Origin of the sequence: Stenotrophomonas sp. NRRL B-14846 (assembly GCF_050473585.1) — a bacterium.
Taxonomy (GTDB): domain Bacteria; phylum Pseudomonadota; class Gammaproteobacteria; order Xanthomonadales; family Xanthomonadaceae; genus Stenotrophomonas.
This window is the reverse complement of record NZ_JBFLUN010000022.1, coordinates 3,398,898-3,416,737: the sequence shown is the minus strand read 5'-3', so window position 1 is coordinate 3,416,737 and position 17,840 is coordinate 3,398,898. Positions and strand designations below refer to the sequence as shown.

General features: G+C 67.3%; 16 protein-coding genes. 11 read left to right on the top strand and 5 right to left on the bottom strand.

Features of this window, described 5'->3' with window-relative positions:
* Positions 1 to 25 precede the first annotated feature (25 nt).
* Together aceK and AB1281_RS17935 are read left to right on the top strand one after the other, a co-directional pair.
* A complete protein-coding gene (gene aceK, locus AB1281_RS17940) occupies positions 26 to 1,756 on the top strand; it encodes a bifunctional isocitrate dehydrogenase kinase/phosphatase (protein ID WP_430346566.1) in 1,731 nt (576 codons plus the stop codon).
* An 80-nt stretch (positions 1,757 to 1,836) separates the two neighbouring features.
* Positions 1,837 to 2,727 (top strand): energy transducer TonB, encoded by an 891-nt coding sequence (locus AB1281_RS17935; protein ID WP_075676021.1) that lies wholly within the window; start codon positions 1,837 to 1,839, stop codon positions 2,725 to 2,727.
* A 39-nt stretch (positions 2,728 to 2,766) separates the two neighbouring features.
* Here the strand turns inward: AB1281_RS17935 and AB1281_RS17930 are convergent, their stop codons facing one another.
* From AB1281_RS17930 to trxA, 3 genes are all read right to left on the bottom strand, one after another.
* Positions 2,767 to 4,341, bottom strand: coding sequence for a sensor domain-containing diguanylate cyclase (locus AB1281_RS17930; protein WP_075676022.1), 1,575 nt, complete (start codon positions 4,339 to 4,341; stop codon positions 2,767 to 2,769).
* Between the two features lie 209 nt (positions 4,342 to 4,550).
* On the bottom strand, positions 4,551 to 6,296 hold the full coding sequence (rho, locus tag AB1281_RS17925; protein ID WP_119006834.1) for a transcription termination factor Rho: 1,746 nt from the start codon (positions 6,294 to 6,296) through the stop codon (positions 4,551 to 4,553).
* 227 nt (positions 6,297 to 6,523) lie between these two features.
* Complete coding sequence (gene trxA / locus AB1281_RS17920) at positions 6,524 to 6,853, bottom strand: thioredoxin (protein WP_005411275.1); 330 nt, start codon at positions 6,851 to 6,853, stop codon at positions 6,524 to 6,526.
* A gap of 509 nt (positions 6,854 to 7,362) precedes the next feature.
* Between trxA and rhlB the strand changes: the two genes are divergently transcribed.
* From rhlB to AB1281_RS17875, 9 genes are all read left to right on the top strand, one after another.
* Positions 7,363 to 9,084, top strand: a complete 1,722-nt coding sequence (gene rhlB, locus AB1281_RS17915; RefSeq protein WP_053461559.1) for an ATP-dependent RNA helicase RhlB — start codon at positions 7,363 to 7,365, stop codon at positions 9,082 to 9,084.
* Between the two features lie 328 nt (positions 9,085 to 9,412).
* Positions 9,413 to 10,156 (top strand): class I SAM-dependent methyltransferase, encoded by a 744-nt coding sequence (locus tag AB1281_RS17910; protein ID WP_430346565.1) that lies wholly within the window; start codon positions 9,413 to 9,415, stop codon positions 10,154 to 10,156.
* A gap of 99 nt (positions 10,157 to 10,255) precedes the next feature.
* Positions 10,256 to 10,942 (top strand): cell division ATP-binding protein FtsE, encoded by a 687-nt coding sequence (gene ftsE, locus AB1281_RS17905; protein ID WP_014038704.1) that lies wholly within the window; start codon positions 10,256 to 10,258, stop codon positions 10,940 to 10,942.
* Between the two features lie 2 nt (positions 10,943 to 10,944).
* Complete coding sequence (gene ftsX, locus AB1281_RS17900) at positions 10,945 to 11,892, top strand: permease-like cell division protein FtsX (protein ID WP_430346564.1); 948 nt, start codon at positions 10,945 to 10,947, stop codon at positions 11,890 to 11,892.
* A 7-nt stretch (positions 11,893 to 11,899) separates the two neighbouring features.
* Positions 11,900 to 12,742, top strand: coding sequence for a response regulator (locus tag AB1281_RS17895; protein WP_049424094.1), 843 nt, complete (start codon positions 11,900 to 11,902; stop codon positions 12,740 to 12,742).
* Positions 12,739 to 13,452: a uracil-DNA glycosylase gene (gene ung / locus AB1281_RS17890; RefSeq protein WP_430346563.1), complete on the top strand. Its 714-nt coding sequence runs from the start codon at positions 12,739 to 12,741 to the stop codon at positions 13,450 to 13,452. The genes AB1281_RS17895 and ung overlap by 4 nt, the downstream gene beginning before the upstream one ends.
* A 278-nt stretch (positions 13,453 to 13,730) precedes the next feature.
* Positions 13,731 to 14,606: an RNA polymerase sigma factor RpoH gene (gene rpoH, locus AB1281_RS17885; RefSeq protein WP_006473441.1), complete on the top strand. Its 876-nt coding sequence runs from the start codon at positions 13,731 to 13,733 to the stop codon at positions 14,604 to 14,606.
* Between the two features lie 171 nt (positions 14,607 to 14,777).
* A complete protein-coding gene (locus tag AB1281_RS17880; RefSeq protein ID WP_430346562.1) occupies positions 14,778 to 15,167 on the top strand; it encodes a type II toxin-antitoxin system RelE/ParE family toxin in 390 nt (129 codons plus the stop codon).
* A complete protein-coding gene (locus tag AB1281_RS17875; protein ID WP_014038700.1) occupies positions 15,151 to 15,483 on the top strand; it encodes a helix-turn-helix domain-containing protein in 333 nt (110 codons plus the stop codon). The genes AB1281_RS17880 and AB1281_RS17875 overlap by 17 nt, the downstream gene beginning before the upstream one ends.
* A gap of 123 nt (positions 15,484 to 15,606) precedes the next feature.
* Here AB1281_RS17875 and purD read toward each other — a convergent pair whose 3' ends face one another.
* Both purD and AB1281_RS17865 read right to left on the bottom strand, forming a co-directional pair.
* On the bottom strand, positions 15,607 to 16,890 hold the full coding sequence (gene purD, locus AB1281_RS17870; RefSeq protein ID WP_430346561.1) for a phosphoribosylamine--glycine ligase: 1,284 nt from the start codon (positions 16,888 to 16,890) through the stop codon (positions 15,607 to 15,609).
* A 58-nt stretch (positions 16,891 to 16,948) separates the two neighbouring features.
* Complete coding sequence (locus tag AB1281_RS17865) at positions 16,949 to 17,827, bottom strand: hypothetical protein (protein WP_430346560.1); 879 nt, start codon at positions 17,825 to 17,827, stop codon at positions 16,949 to 16,951.
* Positions 17,828 to 17,840: the final 13 nt, after the last annotated feature.

Genomic DNA, 17,840 nt, shown 5'->3' with positions numbered 1-17,840 from the left:
GCCGGTCCTCCCGGGTGAGCCCTGCATGTCCGAGCCTGACATCGCTGCCGAGCTGGCGTCGCGCATCGCCGGCGCCATCCACGCCGGCTTCGAGCAGTATCACGCCCGCTTTGCGGCGATCACCGCCCGTGCGCGGCAGCGCTTCGAGCAGCGCGACTGGGCGGGCGCGCGCCAGGATGCAGTCGAACGCATCGCGTTGTACGACCTGTGCATCGCCGAACAGATGGATGCGCTGCGGCGCCTTGCCGGCGAAGCGATCGGGGAGCGCGCGCTGTGGCTGCAGGTGCATGCGCGTTACAGCGCACTGCTGCGGGGGCTGATCGACGCCGAGCTGTACAAGACCTTCTACAACACGCTGTCGCGGCGCTTGTTCTCCACCCGTGGCGTGGACCCGGAACTGGAGTTCATCGCCTTCGATGTCGAGCCGTCCGATGCGATCACCCACCCGGTCGCACGGCATACCTATGCGGTCTCGCCGACGCGGCCGGTGGAGGCCCTGCAGCGCGTGCTGGCCGATTACCGCTTCGACATTCCCTATGCGCACCAGCTGCGCTGCGCGGCGGCCATCGCCGTGCGCCTGCAGGATGATCTGGCCCACTGGGGCGATACGCCGGTGCGCAGCATCGAGCTGCTCGACACCGTGTTCTATCGCGAGCGCCGCGCCTACCTGGTGGGTCGCGTGTTCGGCGAGCATCGCTTCTCACCGTGCGTGATCGCACTGGTCAACGATGGGCAGGGCCTGCGTGCCGATGCGGTGCTGACCCGGCGCCGCGACGTCGCCCACCTGTTCGGCGTGTCGCGCAGCTATTTCCAGGCCGACCTCGCGACGGTGGGCGATGCGGTGGTGTTCCTGCGCAGCCTGTTGCCAGGCAAGCCCATCGATGAGATCTACACCGTTCTGGGCCGGGCCAAGCAAGGCAAGACCGAGCGCTACCGCACCTTCTTCCGCCACTTCAACGAACATCCGCAGGAGCGGCTGGTGCCCGCCGAAGGTACGCCGGGCATGGTCATGGCGGTGTTCACCCTGCCCAGCTATCCGCTGGTATTCAAGCTGATCCGCGACCGCTTCGTGTGGCCGAAGTCGATGTCGCGCCAGCAGGTGGAAGAGAAGTACGCGCTGGTGTTCAACCTCGACCGTGTCGGTCGCCTGCTTGATGCGCAGCCGTACCGCCATCTGCGTTTCCCGCGCGACCGCTTCGCACCGGCCTTGCTGGAAGAGCTGCTCGAGCAGTGCGCGCAGAGCGTGCGCGTCGATGGCGACCAGGTGGAAGTTGCACTGTGCTACGTGCAGCGTCGCTTCCGTCCATTGAACCTGTACCTGCGCGAGCAGGGCGGCGATGCGGTGCGTGCGGCGGTCCTTGACTACGCACAGGCGATCACCGACATGGCGCGCAACAACATCTTCCCAGGCGACATGCTGCCGAAGAACTTCGGCGTATCGCGGCATGGCCGGGCCGTGTTCTACGACTATGACGAGCTGTGCCTGGTCAGCGACTGCGTGTTCCGCGCCTGGCCGCAGCCGCGTACGCCGGAGGAAGCCATGGCCGACGAACCCTGGTTCCATGTCGGGCCACGCGATGTGTTTCCCGAGCGCTTCGGCCCGTTCATGGGCCTGCCGGCGGGCGAGCTGGCCGCGGTGCGCGAACAGTACCGGCACCTGTTCGACCCCGCGTGGTGGCAGGGCCTGCAGGCGCGCTTCGCCGGCGGTGACTATCCGGATACGCCGCCCTACGCGGTGGCCCATCGCCTGGCCTGAACGGATTGGCGTGAATCGCCTGCCGGTCCCGTCCAGACTGGGGTACGCTCGGGGTTCACCTCATCACCATGGATCCGGCAATGATGCGCTCCCCCCTGTTCCTTGCCCTGGCCCTGGCGTTCACCGCCGGTGCTCCCCTGCTGCCGGCCGATGCCGTTGCCCAGAACGCGCGCGCCGTGCGCGCCACTGCCGAGATGAGCATGGCGCTGTCGGGCAGTATCGATGTGGCGGCCGACGGATCGGTCAGCAAGCTGACCCTGGACCAGCAGGCGATGCTCGCACCGGGCATCGCATCGTTCGTGGAAGGCACCATCCGTGGCTGGCAGTTCGAGCCGACGCTGCGCGACGGCAAGCCGGTGGCCACCCACGCGCCGCTGCGGGTGCGGCTGCGTGGCAAGGAGCAGGACGACGGCAGCTACCAGATCAGCATGACCAGTGTCGATTTCAGTGAATATGATCCGAAGGCTACCGATTCGGTCACCCAGAAGCGCATGCCGCCACCGCGCTACCCCGAGGATGCCTTCCGCAATGGTGGGCAGGGTGACGTGCTGCTGCTGGTCCGGGTTGCGCGCGATGGCACCGTCGCCGATGTCGTTGCCGAACAGGTGAACATGACGGTGGTCGCACCGGAACGGACCATGTCCAAGATGCGCGACATCCTCGCCAAGGCCAGTATCAGTGCGGCCCGCAAGTGGACCTTCGTGCCGCCGACCACCGGCGAGGACAGTACGCGTGACTCCTGGACCGTGCGCGTGCCGGTCACCTTCGCCCTGAACAACAGCGACAACGGCCAGCCGGAACGCTATGGCCGCTGGCGTGCCTTCATCCCCGGCCCGCGCCAGGCCGCACCGTGGCGCAAGCCGGATGCTGCCGAGCAGGCAGGCAGTGATCTGCTGCCCGCCGGCGGTGTGTACATGGTCGACGGCACCCAGCGTGGCCTGCGCCTGCTGACGCCGCTGGCCCAGCGCTGAGCCTGGCGCGGTGAAGCGGTCGGCCAGGCTGGCCGCTTCTCAGTCCGCGTACGGGTAGACCACCACCCGGTTGCGGCCCTGTTCCTTGGCCATGTACAGAGCCTTGTCGGCCAGCCGCAGGGCCTGCTCGGCATCGACATGGAAGCTGGGGAAGTGGGCCACGCCCAGCGACACGGTGATGGTGCCCACCGGCTCGAATGGATGATCGGCGATGTGCTGGCGCAGGCGCTCGCCGGCCTGGCGTGCCGAGTCGGTACTGATGCCCGGCAACAGCAGCAGGAATTCCTCGCCACCGGCGCGGCAGAGGATGTCGCTGTCACGCGAGTAGCGGCGCATCTGGTCGGCGATATGGACGATGGCGGCGTCGCCGACGTCATGGCCGTGGCTGTCGTTGATCGATTTGAAGCGATCGATGTCCAGCGCCAGGATCGCGAACGGAATGCCCTGCACCTGCAGCGCATCCAGCGCCTGCTGCAGGCCGCGGCGATTGAGCAGGCCGGTCAGCGGGTCGGTGCGGTTGGCGCGGTTGAGCGTACCGATGCGGTCCTGCAGGGCGTTGAAGCTGTGCAGGACCGCCTGCTTCAGCTGGGCAACCTCGAAGTACCACGCGCGGATGCCGCTGACGTGGTTGATCGCGTTGCCGGTGTCCTCGCCGCCCTGCACGTTGCGCGCCAGCTGCCACAGCGGCATCGAGATGCGCCGGGCGAACCACCAGGTGATCAGCAGTGACAGCAGGCCGAGCGGGATCGCGTTCCAGATCACCGCGGTCATCAACCGCGACAACGGCTGCAACGTGGCCTCGGTCGGCCGCTGGGCGATGATGCCCCAGCCGGTGGCCGGTACCGGCGCATAACCGGCCAGCATCGACACGCCCAGGTTGTTGCGGACCTGCTGCGCGCCGCGTTCGCCGCGCACCACCGCTTTCACCGCCGGGTTGCCGACCACGTAGTCGCCGACCCGCTTGCCGTCGGCGTGGTACAGCAGGCGGCCATGGCGGTCGACTACGTACAGGTAGGAGCCGTCGCGATAGTAGTGCTTGCCCAGCAGCGTATGCAGCGCGCTGCGCTGGCGCAGGTACAGGGTGCCGCTGACGTAGCCGCGATAGCGGCCCTGGCGGTCGAAGATCGGGTGCGACAGCGAGACCAGCAGCTTGCCCGTGGCCGACTGGTAGGGATCGCTGATCATCGGCTGGCGCGCGGCCAGCGCGGCGTTGTTGCCGACGCTGTGCAGGATCTCGCCCTGCAGTTGCAGGGTCTGCGGCGAGGTGGCGATCACCAGGCCGTCGGCGTCGACCACCAGCGAGGAGTTGAAGCTGTTGGTCTGCAGCTGCAGGCGGCTGGCTTCATCCTGGGCCTGCTTCGGATCCAGGTCGCTCTGGCCGAGCCGGGTGGCGGCGTAGGCCAGCTCCTGCTGTGCGGCCAGCAGGAAGTTCTGGGTGGTCTCGGCCAGCTTGGTGGCATAGACGCGGTTGGCTTCCAGGGTATTGCCGACCAGCTGGTCGCGCTGCACGCGGTAGCTGGCCAGCAGGGTATTGGCCAGGGCGATGATGGCGCTGAGCAGGGCCAGGGCGAGGATCAGCTTGCCCAGGTTGAGGCGGGGAGACAGCGTTCGCATGCGTCGACGGATCCGGCAGGAGGCTGGACCCGACCGGTTCTCCGGAAGGGGCGACAGCGGGAATCGGTGGCCACGCCCGCAGGGCCGGGCAGGGTATCGGGCGAATTATCGCCAAAAGTCGGCGGCGGCAAAGTGAAGTGGGTCGCCCTGCAGGCAAAAAAAAACCTGCCGCAGCGAGCGGCAGGTTCTTTTCGATGCAATGCCGTGGATCAGCGCTTCATCGAACCGAAGAACTCGTCGTTGGACTTGGTGTTCTTCATCTTGTCCAGCAGGAACTCCATCGCGGCCATTTCATCCATCGGATGCAGCAGCTTGCGCAGGATCCAGATCTTCTGCAGCAGCTCCGGCTCGATCAGCAGGTCTTCGCGGCGGGTGCCGGAACGGTTGATGTCGATGGCCGGGAACACGCGCTTTTCAGCGATACGACGGCTCAGGTGCACTTCGCTGTTGCCGGTGCCCTTGAACTCTTCGTAGATCACCTCGTCCATCTTCGAGCCGGTGTCGACCAGCGCGGTGGCGATGATGGTCAGGCTGCCGCCTTCTTCCACGTTGCGCGCGGCACCGAAGAAGCGCTTCGGGCGGTGCAGGGCGTTGGCGTCCACACCACCGGTCAGCACCTTGCCCGAGCTCGGCACCACGTTGTTGTAGGCGCGGGCCAGGCGGGTGATCGAATCGAGCAGGATCACCACGTCCTTCTTGTGCTCGACCAGGCGCTTGGCGCGCTCGATGACCATTTCGGCCACCTGCACGTGGCGCGCGGCGGGCTCGTCGAAGGTCGAGCTGATGACCTCGCCGCGCACGGTGCGCTGCATTTCGGTCACTTCTTCCGGGCGCTCATCGATCAGCAGCACGATCAGGTGCACGTCCGGGTGGTTGGTGGTGATGGCCGTGGCGACCTGCTGCATCATCATCGTCTTGCCGGCCTTCGGCTGCGACACGATGAGCGAACGCTGGCCCTTGCCCTGCGGCGCCATCAGATCGAGGATGCGGCCGGTGATGTCTTCCGACGAACCGTTGCCACGCTCCAGGGTGAAGCGGCGGCGCGGGAACAGCGCGGTCAGGTTCTCGAACAGCACCTTGTTCTTCGACGCTTCGATCGGCTCGCCGTTGATGGTGTCGACGATGTTCAGCGCGAAGTAGCGCTCGCCGTCCTTCGGGAAGCGGATGCGGCCGGAGATGTGGTCGCCGGTGCGCAGGTTGAAGCGGCGGATCTGGCTGGGCGAGATGTAGGTGTCGTCCGGGCCGGCCAGGTAGCTGGCTTCGGCCGCGCGCAGGAAGCCGAAGCCGTCCGGCAGGATTTCCAGCACGCCATCGGCGGCAACGCCGTCGCCGTGGCGGGTCAGCACCTTCAGCAGGGCGAAGATCACGTCCTGCTTGCGGGCACGGGCCACGCCTTCGGAGATCTGCAGCTGCTCGGCGATTTCCAGCAGCTTCTGTGCCGGCATGCGCTTGAGGTCGCTCAGCGAGTAGACCGGGAAGCCTTCCGGCACGTTGGCGTGCGGGCGCGGCACGAAGGGCTGCTGCTCGCCGCCGTCCTGCGGCATGCCGTCATCACGGCCACCGCGGTTGCGGTCACGGTCGCGACGATTGCGGAAACGGTCGCGGCGATTGCCCTGGCCCTGCTGGCCGTTCTGGTTGTACGGGTTGTTGTTCTGACCCTGGCCCTGGTTCTGGCCACCGCCCTGGTGGTTCTGCTGGCGCTGTCCGGATTCGCGGCCTTCGCCACCCTCACCGCCGCCGGAGGCGGGGGCTTCAGTGGCAGGCGCGCTCGGCGCGGGGGCGGCTGCAGCCGGTGCCGGCGCTTCGGGCGCGGCTGCCAGCGGCAGGGTCGGTTGCGCCGGAGCGGCGCTGGTTTCGGCGGCTGCCGGAGCGGCGGCCTTGCTCACGCGGGGCTTGCGCACGCGCTTTTCGGCGGGCGCATCGGCGCTGCCGGTTTCGGAAGTGTTATCGGACAAGAGCGTTATTCCTCGCTTGAAGGTGCGAGCGCCCGGCTGGGGCGGCGAACGTTGGGAATGGGTCTGGAAGAAACTGCGTCCAGAGGGTGCGGCACGCGAACGCGGCCGGATATGCCGACACTATCATCGGCCTGCGGCGGCTTGCAAGGGTCGCCGGGAACAGCATTCATGATGGACGCTGGGCGCCCGCCGGCAGCCGCGGGCGGCGGCTGCCGGGAACAACGGGATCAGGCCAGGGCCTTGTCCAGCAGGCCGGCCAGCTGGGCCTTGCCCACCGCACCGATCTGCTCGCCAACCTTCTCGCCGTCCTTGAACACGACCAGGTACGGAATCGAACGCACGTGGTACTTGGCGGCCAGCGCGCGGTTGTGGTCGACGTTGACCTTGGCGATCTTGGCGCGGCCCTGGTAGGCATCGGCCAGTTCGTCCAGCGCCGGGGCGATCATCTTGCAGGGGCCACACCACTCGGCCCAGAAATCGACCAGCACCGGTTCCTTGGAATTCAGCACTGCGCTATCAAAGTCGGCGTCGCCGACATGTACAACCTTGTCGCTCATCTTGGTTTCTCGTCTTGGATTGCACCCGGCCATGCCGGAGGTGGGTGAACTGGGCCATGCCCGGTGGCGCGACCCTCGTCGTTGCCTCGCGGCGCACTGCCGCGGTGCGTTCGGCGGGATGCCTGGACGCTCACGGCCGGCAGTGTACCCCTATCGCAGGGCAGGGACAGGCGCCGGCTGGAACCCAGCGTATCGTGATCGCTTCGATGGCCGGTATGTGTCGGATTTCACTGTCTTCCTGTACATGGGGCTGGCAGTGGGCGACACCAGCGACCCCGGGCGGGCCGTTCAAGTCCGGTGTGGCTGGGTGAAGGCGGTGTCTCCCGGGGCTGTGAGACGACGCATTCCGGTTTGCCTGCCCGAGTGCGTTAAACTGGGGCATTGTGCGGCGCGCGGACCAGGTGGTCCCAGCCTGCCAACCCGCCGCAGGGGCCGCAGTTTGCGACGGTGCCCCTAGACGATGAAGTGCCAGCCGCCCCACGGGCCGGCGGCCATACCAAGACGGACTCATGAGCGACAAACCGCTGACCGATTTGACCTTCTCCTCCTTCGAGCTGCATCCGGCCCTGCAGGCCGGCCTTGAAGGAGCCGGATTCACCCGCTGCACCCCGATCCAGGCGCTGACCCTGCCGGTCGCGCTGCCCGGTGGTGATGTTGCCGGCCAGGCCCAGACCGGCACCGGCAAGACCCTGGCGTTCCTGGTCGCTGTCGTGAACCGCCTGCTGACCCGCCCGGCCCTGGCCGACCGCAAGCCGGAAGATCCGCGCGCGCTGATCCTTGCCCCGACCCGCGAACTGGCCATCCAGATCCACAAGGATGCGGTGAAGTTCGGTTCCGACCTGGGCCTGCGTTTCGCGCTGGTCTACGGCGGCGTGGATTACGACAAGCAGCGGGAGCTGCTGCAGCAGGGCGTGGACGTGATCATCGCCACCCCGGGCCGCCTGATCGACTACGTCAAGCAGCACAAGGTGGTTTCGCTGCACGCCTGCGAGATCTGCGTGCTGGACGAAGCCGACCGCATGTTCGATCTGGGCTTCATCAAGGACATCCGCTTCCTGCTGCGCCGCATGCCGGAACGCACCATCCGCCAGACCCTGCTGTTCAGCGCCACCCTCAGCCATCGCGTGCTGGAGCTGGCCTACGAGCACATGAACGAGCCGCAGAAGCTGGTGGTCGAAGCCGAGACCATCACCGCCGCCCGCGTGCGCCAGCGCATCTACTTCCCGGCCGACGACGAGAAGATCCCGCTGCTGCTGGGCCTGCTGTCGCGCAGCGAAGGCGCGCGCACCATGGTGTTCGTCAATACCAAGGTGTTCGTCGAGCGCGTCGCCCGTTCGCTGGAAAAGGCCGGCTACCGCGTCGGCGTGCTGTCCGGCGACGTGCCGCAGAAGAAGCGCGAGAGCCTGCTCAACCGCTTCCAGAAGGGCCAGCTGGAGATCCTGGTGGCCACCGACGTCGCCGCGCGCGGCCTGCATATCGACGGCATCAAGTACGTCTACAACTACGACCTGCCGTTCGACGCCGAAGACTACGTGCACCGCATCGGTCGTACCGCGCGCCTGGGCGAAGAGGGTGATGCGATCAGCTTCGCCTGCGAACGCTACGCCATGGGCCTGCCGGACATCGAGGCCTACATCGAGCAGAAGATCCCGTCCGAGCCGGTCACCAAGGAACTGCTGACCCCGCTGCCGCGCCCGGAACGCCCGGCCCCGGCCGCTGGCGAGGAAGGTGAGGAGAACGAGAGCGTCGGCCAGATCTTCCGTGAAGCGCGCGAAGCCCGCGCCGCCGAAGAAGAGCGTCGTGGTGGTGGTCGCAGTGGCGGCCGCTCCGGCGGTGGCCGTGGCGAGCGTCGCGACGGTGAGCGCAGCGGCGAGCGCCGTTCGCGTGGCCCGCGCAAGCCGCGCGTGGAAGGCGAGCAGGCCGCAGCTGCCCCGGCCGAAGGTGCCGAAGCCGCTGTCGCCCAGGCCCCGCGTCCGCCGCGCCCGCCGCGTGCCGAGGGTGCACCGGAAGGTGCCGTGGATGGCGAGCGCAAGCCGCGCAAGCGCCGTCGTCGTCGCCACGGCCGTCCGGTCGAGGGTGGCGAGGGCGTGCAGGCCAACGCCGGCAATGGCGCCAGCCCGGTGACCCCGGTGCAGGTGGTGGCCAAGCCGGTCCGTACCGCGGCCGATACCGGTGATTCGTTCCTGACCCGCATCGGCCGCAAGATCCGCCGGATGCTGTCGGGCAGCTGATCGGTACTGCCGATCAGCGGGTAGCACCCGACCGTTGGTCGGGTGGCATTGAAAGGTGTGCCGACCAACGGTCGGCACCCACCAAGCCGGACCGGTAGCGCCCGACCGTTGGTCGGGCGACATCAGGGGTGTGCCGACCAACGGTCGGCACCCACCAAGCCGGGCCGGTAGCACCCGACCGTTGGTCGGGTGGCTTTGAAGGGTAGTGCCGGCCGCTGGCCGGCATGCCGCGCAGCCGCCGGCCACGCAACCCTGTCGCATCTGACTCTGGCCGCGCCTGACGGCCTCCAGCCAAGCTGATGCCTCCCGCATCCGGAGGCGTCACGCGATGGCATCCGTCCCCTGTTACGACGCATTCGATCTGCATTACGCGCAGCACGTGGCGGCTTCTGCATCGCGTCCGCTGGAACGCCGGACACTGCTGGAACTGGCCGGCCCACTGCAGGGGCGGGATGTGATCGATCTCGCCTGCGGCTCCGGCGATTTCGGCCGCCACCTTCTGTTGCACGGGGCACGTAGTGCCCTCGGTGTCGATCTGTCCGCCGCGATGATCGAGCAGGCGCGCCGGCTTTCCGGGCAAGGCGGTGACGCCATGCAGTTCCTGCACGGCGACGCGACCCGCCTGGACCTGCCGGCCCGCTTCGATATTGCCGTGGCGGTCTGGCTGTTCAACCACGCCGATACGCTGCAGGAACTGGAGCGCATGTACCGGGCGGCAGCCCACGTCCTCAGGCCGGGCGGACGGCTGCTGGGGATCGTCACCCATCCGGCCTTCCGCTTGGCCCGGGGCGACTTCTCGCGCTACGGCGCACGCATCGTCCGGCAGCAGGCGCTGGAGGATCATCACTTGGTGGAGGTCGCGTTCGCCGAGGCCGCCGTGGCCCGCGTCACCGACCATCAATGGCGCGCGGACCAGCATGAGCAGGCGGCCGCCCGCGCGGGGCTGCCCGGGCTGCAGTGGCAGGTGCCGGCGCCGACAGCGGCGGAGTGCGAGGGCCGGCCTGCCGGCTTCTGGGATGAATACCGCGACAACAACGCGCTGGTGGTCCTGCACGCCCGCAGGGAAGGGTAGCGCCCCGGCAGACACGGCGGGCACAGCCGCGGATCGAAGATTCCGCCGGGCAGGGCCGGGCGCTACCGATCGGTGGCGCCGCTCCTGCATAATCGGGGCATGAGTGTCCTGCGCTTCGACAATGTCAGCAAACAGTACGCCGGTGGCCACGAGGCGCTGATCGATGTCAGCTTCGAGGTCGCGCCGGGCGAAATGCTGTTCGTCACCGGCCATTCCGGTGCGGGCAAGAGTACCCTGCTCAAGTTGATCCACCTCGATGAGCGGCCCAGTCGCGGCGCGGTGATGTTCGACGAGCGCAACCTGCTGAAGGTGCGCGGCGGCGACGTGCCCCGCCACCGACGTGCGGTGGGCGCGGTCTACCAGGACCACCGCTTGCTGATGGACCGCTCGATCGCCGAGAACGTGGCGCTGCCGCTGATCCTGCGTGGCACCCGCCGTGGCGACATCAGCAAGCGCGTGCGCTCGGTGCTGGAACGGATGGGCCTGGGCCATCGCGAGAAGGCGCTGCCCTCGCAGCTGTCGGCCGGCGAGCAGCAGCGCGTCGGCATCGCCCGCGCGATCGTCGGTGAGCCCAAGCTGCTGGTGGCCGATGAGCCGACCGGCAACCTCGACCCGACCCTGGCGGCGGAGATCATGGCCCTGTTCGCTGAGCTGCCTTCGCGCGGCACCAGCGTGCTGGTGGTCAGCCATGACCTGCCGCTGCTGCGCCGCATGCGCAAGCGCGTGCTGATCCTCGACCACGGCCGGCTGGTGGATGACATCTCGCCGCAGGACCTGGCGGAGTAACCATGGCGAAGAACGAAAACAGCGAAGCCGCCGCCCCCTCGCGCGTGGGTGTGTGGTTCCAGCACCACGTGCACAGCGTGGTGTTCAGCCTTGGCCGCGCCTGCCGCAAGCCGTGGGCGACCCTGCTGACGGTGATGGTCATGGCACTGGCGCTGGCGTTGCCTCTGGGCCTGTCGATCGCGCTGGACAACCTCAAGCAGTTCGCCGGCAGCGTGCAGCAGTCGCGCGACATCAACGTGTTCCTGAAGAGCAACGTCGATGGTCCCGGCGCGCTGCGCCTGGCGGGCCAGCTGCGCGACCGCGACGACGTGGCCGAAGTGAACGTGCGCACGCCCGAGCAGGGCCTGCAGGAACTGCGCGATGCCGGCCTCGGTGAGGCGATCGACGCACTCAACGACAATCCGCTGCCCTCGCTGCTGGTGATCACCCCCGGCCAGGGCAAGGATGACGCACGCCTGGCGCGCGCGCTGGAAAGCCTGCCCGAGGCCGACCTGGTGCAGCACGATGCGCTGTGGCGCCAGCGCCTGGATGCCTGGCTGGCCTTCGGCGCGCGGCTGGTGCAGGTGCTGTCGGTACTGCTCGGCGTGGGTGCCGCGCTGGTGGTCGGCAACACGGTACGCCTGGACATCCAGGCCCGCCGCGAAGAGATCGGCGTGCTGCAGCTGCTCGGCGCCAGCGATGGCTTCATCCGCCGCCCGTTCCTGTACCTGGGCGCGTGGTACGGCCTGGGCGCCGGCGCGGTGGCGCTGGCCCTGATCGGCGCCGCCGGTGCCGCCCTGCGCATGCCGCTGGCCGAACTCTCGCGCAGCTACGGCAGCCCGTTCGTACTGCACGGCCTGGACCTGCTGCATGGCGGCCTGGTCCTGCTCGGCACGCTGCTGCTGGGTTGGCTGGGCGCCTGGCTGGTCACCGGCCACTTCCTCCGCCAGACCCGCCCGACCGACACCTGAGACCGGCATGCAACCGCAAGCGCTGAAGCACCTTGAAGGGCCCGCGACGCGGGTGATGGTGGTCGATGGTTCGAAGCTGGTGCGCAAGCTGATCGCCGACGTCCTGCAGCGTGACCTGCCGGGCGTGGAGGTGATCGGCTGCGACAGCATCGAGGATGCGCAGCAGGCGCTGGCGCAGGGCCCGGTGGACCTGGTGACGACCTCGCTGACCCTGCGCGATGGCGACGGCCTGGCGCTGGCGCGGATGGTGCGCGAAGCGGCCGGCCAGGCCTATGTGCCGGTGATCGTGGTCTCCGGCGATGCCCAGCAGCACCTGGAGCAGCGCCGCTTCACCGAATACGTCACCGACTATTTCGACAAGGCGCTGGGCCACGAGGCACTGGCGACCTTCATCCGCGGCTACGTGCAGCCGCAGACCATTCCCGGCGCCACCATCCTCTATATCGAGGACAGCCGCGTGGTGGCCGAGGCCACCAAACGCATGCTCGAGCGCCAGCAGTTGAACGTGCTGCACGTGGTCAGCGCCGAAGAAGCGTTCACCCTGCTCACCGCCGAGTCGCTGGGCCGCAGTCGCCACCGCATCGACCTGGTGCTGACCGACGTCACCCTGAAGGGCGAACTGAGCGGTCGCGACGTGGTGCAGCGCGTGCGCGTGGACTTCGGTTACGGCAAGCGCCGCCTGCCGGTGCTGGTGATGACCGGTGATGGCAATCCGCACAACCAGACCGGGCTGCTGCAGTCCGGTGCCAACGACCTGGTGCTCAAGCCGATCGAAGAACGGCTGCTGGTCACCAAGGTGCTGTTCCAGCTGCGGCTGGCCCGATTGAACGATGGACCCCTGTTGCGATGATGGATGAAGTAGCCGACACCCCGACGATCCAGCTGGAACCGAGCTGGAAGCAGCATGTCGGCGATTACCTGTTGCAGCCGCAGATGCGCGAGCTGTCCAGCTTCCTGCGCCAGCGCAAGGCCAGTGGCGCGGCGGTGTTCCCGCCCGGCCCGCAGATCTTCGCCGCGTTCGACGCCACGCCGTTCGAGCAGGTGAAGGTGGTCATCCTCGGGCAGGACCCGTACCACGGCCGCGGGCAGGCGCATGGCCTGAGTTTTTCGGTTCCGCCGGGCGTGCCGATGCCACCGTCGCTGCTGAACATCTACAAGGAGATCGAGAGCGATCTCGGTATCCCGCGCCCGGACCACGGCTGCCTGATCCCGTGGGCGCAGCGTGGCGTGCTGCTGCTCAATGCGGTGCTGACGGTGGAGGAGGGCAAGGCCGGTGCGCACCAGGGGCGTGGCTGGGAAGGCTTCACCGACCACGTGGTGGACGTGCTCAACCGCGAGCGCGAAGGGCTGGTGTTCATGCTCTGGGGCGCCTATGCGCAGCAGAAGGGCAAGGTCATCGATACCCGCCGCCATCGCGTGCTGAAGTCGCCGCATCCGTCGCCGCTGTCGGCCCACCGTGGCTTCCTCGGCTGCCGGCATTTCTCGATGGCCAACGAGTACCTGCAGCGCCGCAGCCAGGCCCCGATCGACTGGTCGCTGCCACCACGCTCGGCGCTCTGACCGCCGGCGGGTGACCGGGGCTGAACGCCGGGCAACGTTTTCGGGCCTGAATGGGTCCTGCGGACGGCCCGTTCAGCTCCGCTTGACCGGAATCGGCCGGTTTCCAGTAGGTAATTGCTTGAATTCCAAGGGATTGTGAATCCCGAAAAGCATGCTCGCCACTGTCATCAAATCGCGCTACGGTAGGGCTCTGTTTGGGACCAGTGTTGCATCAATGGGACGCTGGAACTTTTTCCTCCTTTAGCAGTCCAAATGCCGGACTGCTAAGATGGGTGCCTATGAGCCAGAACACCTCTACTGCCCTTGTGGCAAACAATCTCCCGATTCCCAGTGCGCTCGGTTCGCTGGACGCCTACATCGGTGCCGTGCACCAGATCCCGGTGCTGTCGGTCGATGACGAACAGGACCTGGCCCGTCGCTTCCGCGACGGCAACGATCTGGACGCCGCCCGCGAGCTGGTGCATTCGCACCTGCGCTTCGTGGTGCACGTGGCCCGCGGCTACAACGGCTACGGCCTTGCGCTGGGCGATCTGATCCAGGAAGGCAACATCGGCCTGATGAAGGCGGTCAAGCGTTTCGACCCGGACATGGGCGTGCGCCTGGTCTCCTTCGCCGTGCACTGGATCCGTGCCGAGATGCACGAGTTCATCCTGAAGAACTGGCGCATCGTGAAGGTCGCCACCACCAAGGCGCAGCGCAAGCTGTTCTTCAACCTGCGCAAGTCGAAGACGCGCCTGGGCTGGATGAACGCGGCTGAAGTGAGCGCGGTGGCCAAGGACCTGAACGTGTCCGAGCGCGAGGTCATGGAAATGGAGTCGCGCCTGTCCGGTCGCGATATCGGTTTCGATGCGCCGACCGACGAGGACAACGAGCACGCGCCGCCGTCGCCGGCCGCGTTCCTTGTCGCCAACGACGAAGACCCGTCGATGGCGTATGAGCGTGCTGACAGCGAAGACAACCAGATGCAGCTGCTGCGCGAAGGCCTGGCCGAGCTGGACGCCCGCTCGCGCGACATCATCCGCCGTCGCTGGCTGGACGCGGACAGCAAGGTGACGCTGCAGGAGCTGGCCGATGAGTACGGCGTGTCGGCCGAGCGCATCCGCCAGGTTGAAGCGAATGCGCTGAAGAAGATGAAGGCGCTGTTCACCGCGTAAGCGGGGTGGCGTTGAAGCGATGAAAAGGCCCGGCACTGCCGGGCTTTTTCTTTTTGGTGGCGTTCTCATCTACGCATGGCGTGGCTCTACTCTGACGCCAGGGCGGTGATTGCGCCGACCGGATCATGTGCTGGATGCTGATGTTCACGCCGTACCACGCAGTGGCACGGTATGATCATGCCACGCGTCTTCCGCACACGAAGTTTCAATCGCAGCATGCGCAGGACCACCCTGTCCGACGCTGCGCTGTACCGGTCGGTACGTGAAATGGAAGCGGGTCTGGTGGATGCTGATCTTGGCGGCGGAATCTTCAAGAAGCGCGTTGCCTTGCCGGGGCGAGGAAAGCGTGGGAGCGTCCGAACCATCGTCGCCACACAGCGAGGCGGGCATTGGTTCTTCCTTTTCGGCTACGAGAAGAATGAACGTGCTGCAATCACGAATGCGGAACGCGATGCGCTGCAGCTGTACGCATCGGAGTTCTTGAAAATGAGTACGGCGCAGCTGAATCGTGCCGTGCAGTACGGGGATCTACAGGAGATCAGCCATGACGAAGACCCCTGAGCGACGGCGCGCGAAAAGTGCGCTTCTTGAGGCGGTGCATGATGCGGCTGTGAGTCTGCACGCACATGGCTTCATCGATAAACGTCGGTTGAGCAGCTACGAAGCGCTTTGCCTTGAGCCGGTCCCTGAATACAGCAGTGCCCAGATCCGTGCCCTGCGTGCGTCATTACAGCTCAGTCAGCCGGTCTTTGCTGGAGTTCTCAATACCAGCGTTTCCACCGTACGCAGCTGGGAACAGGGCGAGAAGAAGCCCAGCGGACCATCACTGAAGTTGCTGAACCTGATTGATCGGAAGGGACTCGAAGCAGTCCTGTAAAGCAAAGGCCCGGTTCTGCCGGGCCTTTGCTTTTCCGAGGTGTTCAATCCACGCATGGCGTGGATCTACCCAAGCTGTGCAGTATCAGTAGAGCCACGCCATGCGTGGCGGCGGCGCCGGACCTCAGCCCTCGCGTGCGATCGCGCGCCAGCCGATGTCGTTGCGGTGGAACTCGTTGGCCCAGCTGACCTTGGCCACGCCGGCATAGGCGTTGGCCTGCGCGTCGCGCACGCTGTTGCCCAGCGCCGCCACGCACAGCACGCGACCACCCGCACTGAGCACCTGGCCCTGCGCGTCCAGCGCGGTGCCGGCATGGAACACCTTGGCACTGGCCGGCACGTCGTCCAGGCCGGAAATCACGTCGCCGGTGATCGGCGATTCCGGGTATGGCCTGGCGGCCAGCACCACGCCCAGCGACGGACGCGCATCCCACTGTGCTTCCACCTGGTCCAGGCGGCCGTCGATGGCGGCTTCCACCAGCTCGACCAGGTCCGACTGCAGGCGCAGCATCACCGGCTGGGTTTCCGGGTCGCCGAAGCGCACGTTGAACTCGATCACCTTCGGCGCGCCGCTGGCGTCGATCATCAGGCCGGCATAGAGGAAGCCGGTGAAGGGGATGCCGTCGGCGATCATGCCCTGCACGGTGGGGTTCACCACCTCACGCATCACGCGTGCATGCACCTCCGGGGTCACCACCGGCGCCGGCGAATAGGCGCCCATGCCGCCGGTGTTCGGGCCGGTATCGCCGTCGCCGACGCGCTTGTGGTCCTGCGAGGTGGCCATCGGCAGCGCATGCACACCGTCCACCATCGAAATGAAGCTGGCTTCCTCGCCGTCGAGGAATTCCTCGATCACCACGCGTGCGCCGGCATCGCCGAACGCGTTGCCGGAGAGCATGTCTCGCACCGCGTCTTCGGCTTCGGTCAACGTCATTGCGACGATCACGCCCTTGCCGGCGGCGAGGCCATCGGCCTTGACCACGATCGGTGCGCCCTTCTCGCGCACGTAGGCCAGCGCAGCGTCCACGTCGCTGTGCACGGCGTAGAACGCGGTAGGGATGTTGTGGCGGGCCAGAAAGTCCTTGGCGTAGGCCTTGCTGCCTTCCAGCTGCGCGGCAGCGGCGGTCGGCCCGAAGATGCGCAGGCCGGCGGCGCGGAAGCGGTCGACCACGCCGGCCACCAGCGGTACTTCCGGGCCGACCACGGTCAGTGCCACGCCTTCTGCCTGGGCCAGCGCCAGCAGACCGTCGATATCGGTGACCTTGACCGCCACGTTGCGGCACTTGTCTTCGCTGGCGGTGCCGGCGTTGCCGGGCGCCACGATCACTTCAGTGACACGGGAGGACTGGGCCAGCTTCCATGCCAGGGCGTGTTCGCGGCCGCCAGAGCCGATGACAAGTACGTTCATCACGAGATTCCAGATTGCGTGGGAAGGGAAGATCGATATCCCCGGCGGCGCGCGTGGTTCACTCGCAGCCTTCGCGTCGCAGCGATTCGGGGAAGGAGTAGGCCCAGGTCTTCGGGTCCAGGGTAAAGCGGTGTTCCTGCCGGACCTGCTTGCCGCCACAGGTGGTTCCGGTTTCGTCGATCAGCAGCGGCCAGACGCGCGCGCTGCGGTCGCTGTCGTCGAAACGCAGGGCGAAGTCGATGCTGAAGCGGCGGGTGCGGCAGTCGTTGGTCGTGTCGGGGTCGGTGCTGGCATCGACCGTGTCGCACTCGTACTGCGCGTCATTGTCGATATGGCTGCGCACGCTGCCACTGGCCACCAGGCCGTTCGGGCCCGGCAGGATCAGCGACTGCGAGAGCAGCGAGAAGCCCTGCCCGAACCAGCCGTCCTCGACGCGGAAACCATAGAAGTCGCTGCCGGCGCGGATGATACTGGCGGTGCCGGGCTGGCCACCACTGCCGAAGCGCTCGCCGGTCAGTTCGCTGGTCACCTCGAAGCCATCGCCTTTGGGGCGCAGCACGAAGAACTCGATGGTGCCCGGGTCGATGTGCGCGCCATCGACCAGCGCACCGCACACGGCCAGCAGCTGTTGCCAGCTGTCACCGCTCACCACCGGTTGTTCCGCGCAGACCTGCCAGTCCATCGCATGGGTGTCGCCATCGTCGGTCCAGCTGCCGCGCCATTCACCGGAGAGCCTGGCGTTGCTGCCGTAGCGCTGGACCAGGAACGCCTGCAGCCGCGCGGTGCGGCTGACGTGCTGTGCCGGTGAGGCGGGGGCCACCGCCGGCGCTTCTGCCTTCGGGCCCGCGCTGGGCTCGGCAGCAGGCTTGCAGCCTGCCAGTACGGCCGCACCCGCGAGGGCGAGGGCGGCCAGCGATTTCATTGAAACTGTGGACATCCGTGTCGCTCCA

What these genes read in the sequence shown, in the direction of transcription:
- AB1281_RS17895 (WP_049424094.1), top strand. Translation starts at nt 11,900, where the DNA reads ATGCAACCGCAAGCGCTGAAGCACCTTGAAGGGCCCGCGACGCGGGTG.
- AB1281_RS17930 (WP_075676022.1), bottom strand. Translation starts at nt 4,341, where the DNA reads ATGCGAACGCTGTCTCCCCGCCTCAACCTGGGCAAGCTGATCCTCGCC.
- ftsX (WP_430346564.1), top strand. Translation starts at nt 10,945, where the DNA reads ATGGCGAAGAACGAAAACAGCGAAGCCGCCGCCCCCTCGCGCGTGGGT.
- AB1281_RS17935 (WP_075676021.1), top strand. Translation starts at nt 1,837, where the DNA reads ATGATGCGCTCCCCCCTGTTCCTTGCCCTGGCCCTGGCGTTCACCGCC.
- AB1281_RS17910 (WP_430346565.1), top strand. Translation starts at nt 9,413, where the DNA reads ATGGCATCCGTCCCCTGTTACGACGCATTCGATCTGCATTACGCGCAG.
- AB1281_RS17880 (WP_430346562.1), top strand. Translation starts at nt 14,778, where the DNA reads ATGATCATGCCACGCGTCTTCCGCACACGAAGTTTCAATCGCAGCATG.
- ftsE (WP_014038704.1), top strand. Translation starts at nt 10,256, where the DNA reads ATGAGTGTCCTGCGCTTCGACAATGTCAGCAAACAGTACGCCGGTGGC.
- rpoH (WP_006473441.1), top strand. Translation starts at nt 13,731, where the DNA reads ATGAGCCAGAACACCTCTACTGCCCTTGTGGCAAACAATCTCCCGATT.
- aceK (WP_430346566.1), top strand. Translation starts at nt 26, where the DNA reads ATGTCCGAGCCTGACATCGCTGCCGAGCTGGCGTCGCGCATCGCCGGC.
- AB1281_RS17865 (WP_430346560.1), bottom strand. Translation starts at nt 17,827, where the DNA reads ATGTCCACAGTTTCAATGAAATCGCTGGCCGCCCTCGCCCTCGCGGGT.
- trxA (WP_005411275.1), bottom strand. Translation starts at nt 6,853, where the DNA reads ATGAGCGACAAGGTTGTACATGTCGGCGACGCCGACTTTGATAGCGCA.
- AB1281_RS17875 (WP_014038700.1), top strand. Translation starts at nt 15,151, where the DNA reads ATGACGAAGACCCCTGAGCGACGGCGCGCGAAAAGTGCGCTTCTTGAG.
- rhlB (WP_053461559.1), top strand. Translation starts at nt 7,363, where the DNA reads ATGAGCGACAAACCGCTGACCGATTTGACCTTCTCCTCCTTCGAGCTG.
- ung (WP_430346563.1), top strand. Translation starts at nt 12,739, where the DNA reads ATGATGGATGAAGTAGCCGACACCCCGACGATCCAGCTGGAACCGAGC.
- purD (WP_430346561.1), bottom strand. Translation starts at nt 16,890, where the DNA reads ATGAACGTACTTGTCATCGGCTCTGGCGGCCGCGAACACGCCCTGGCA.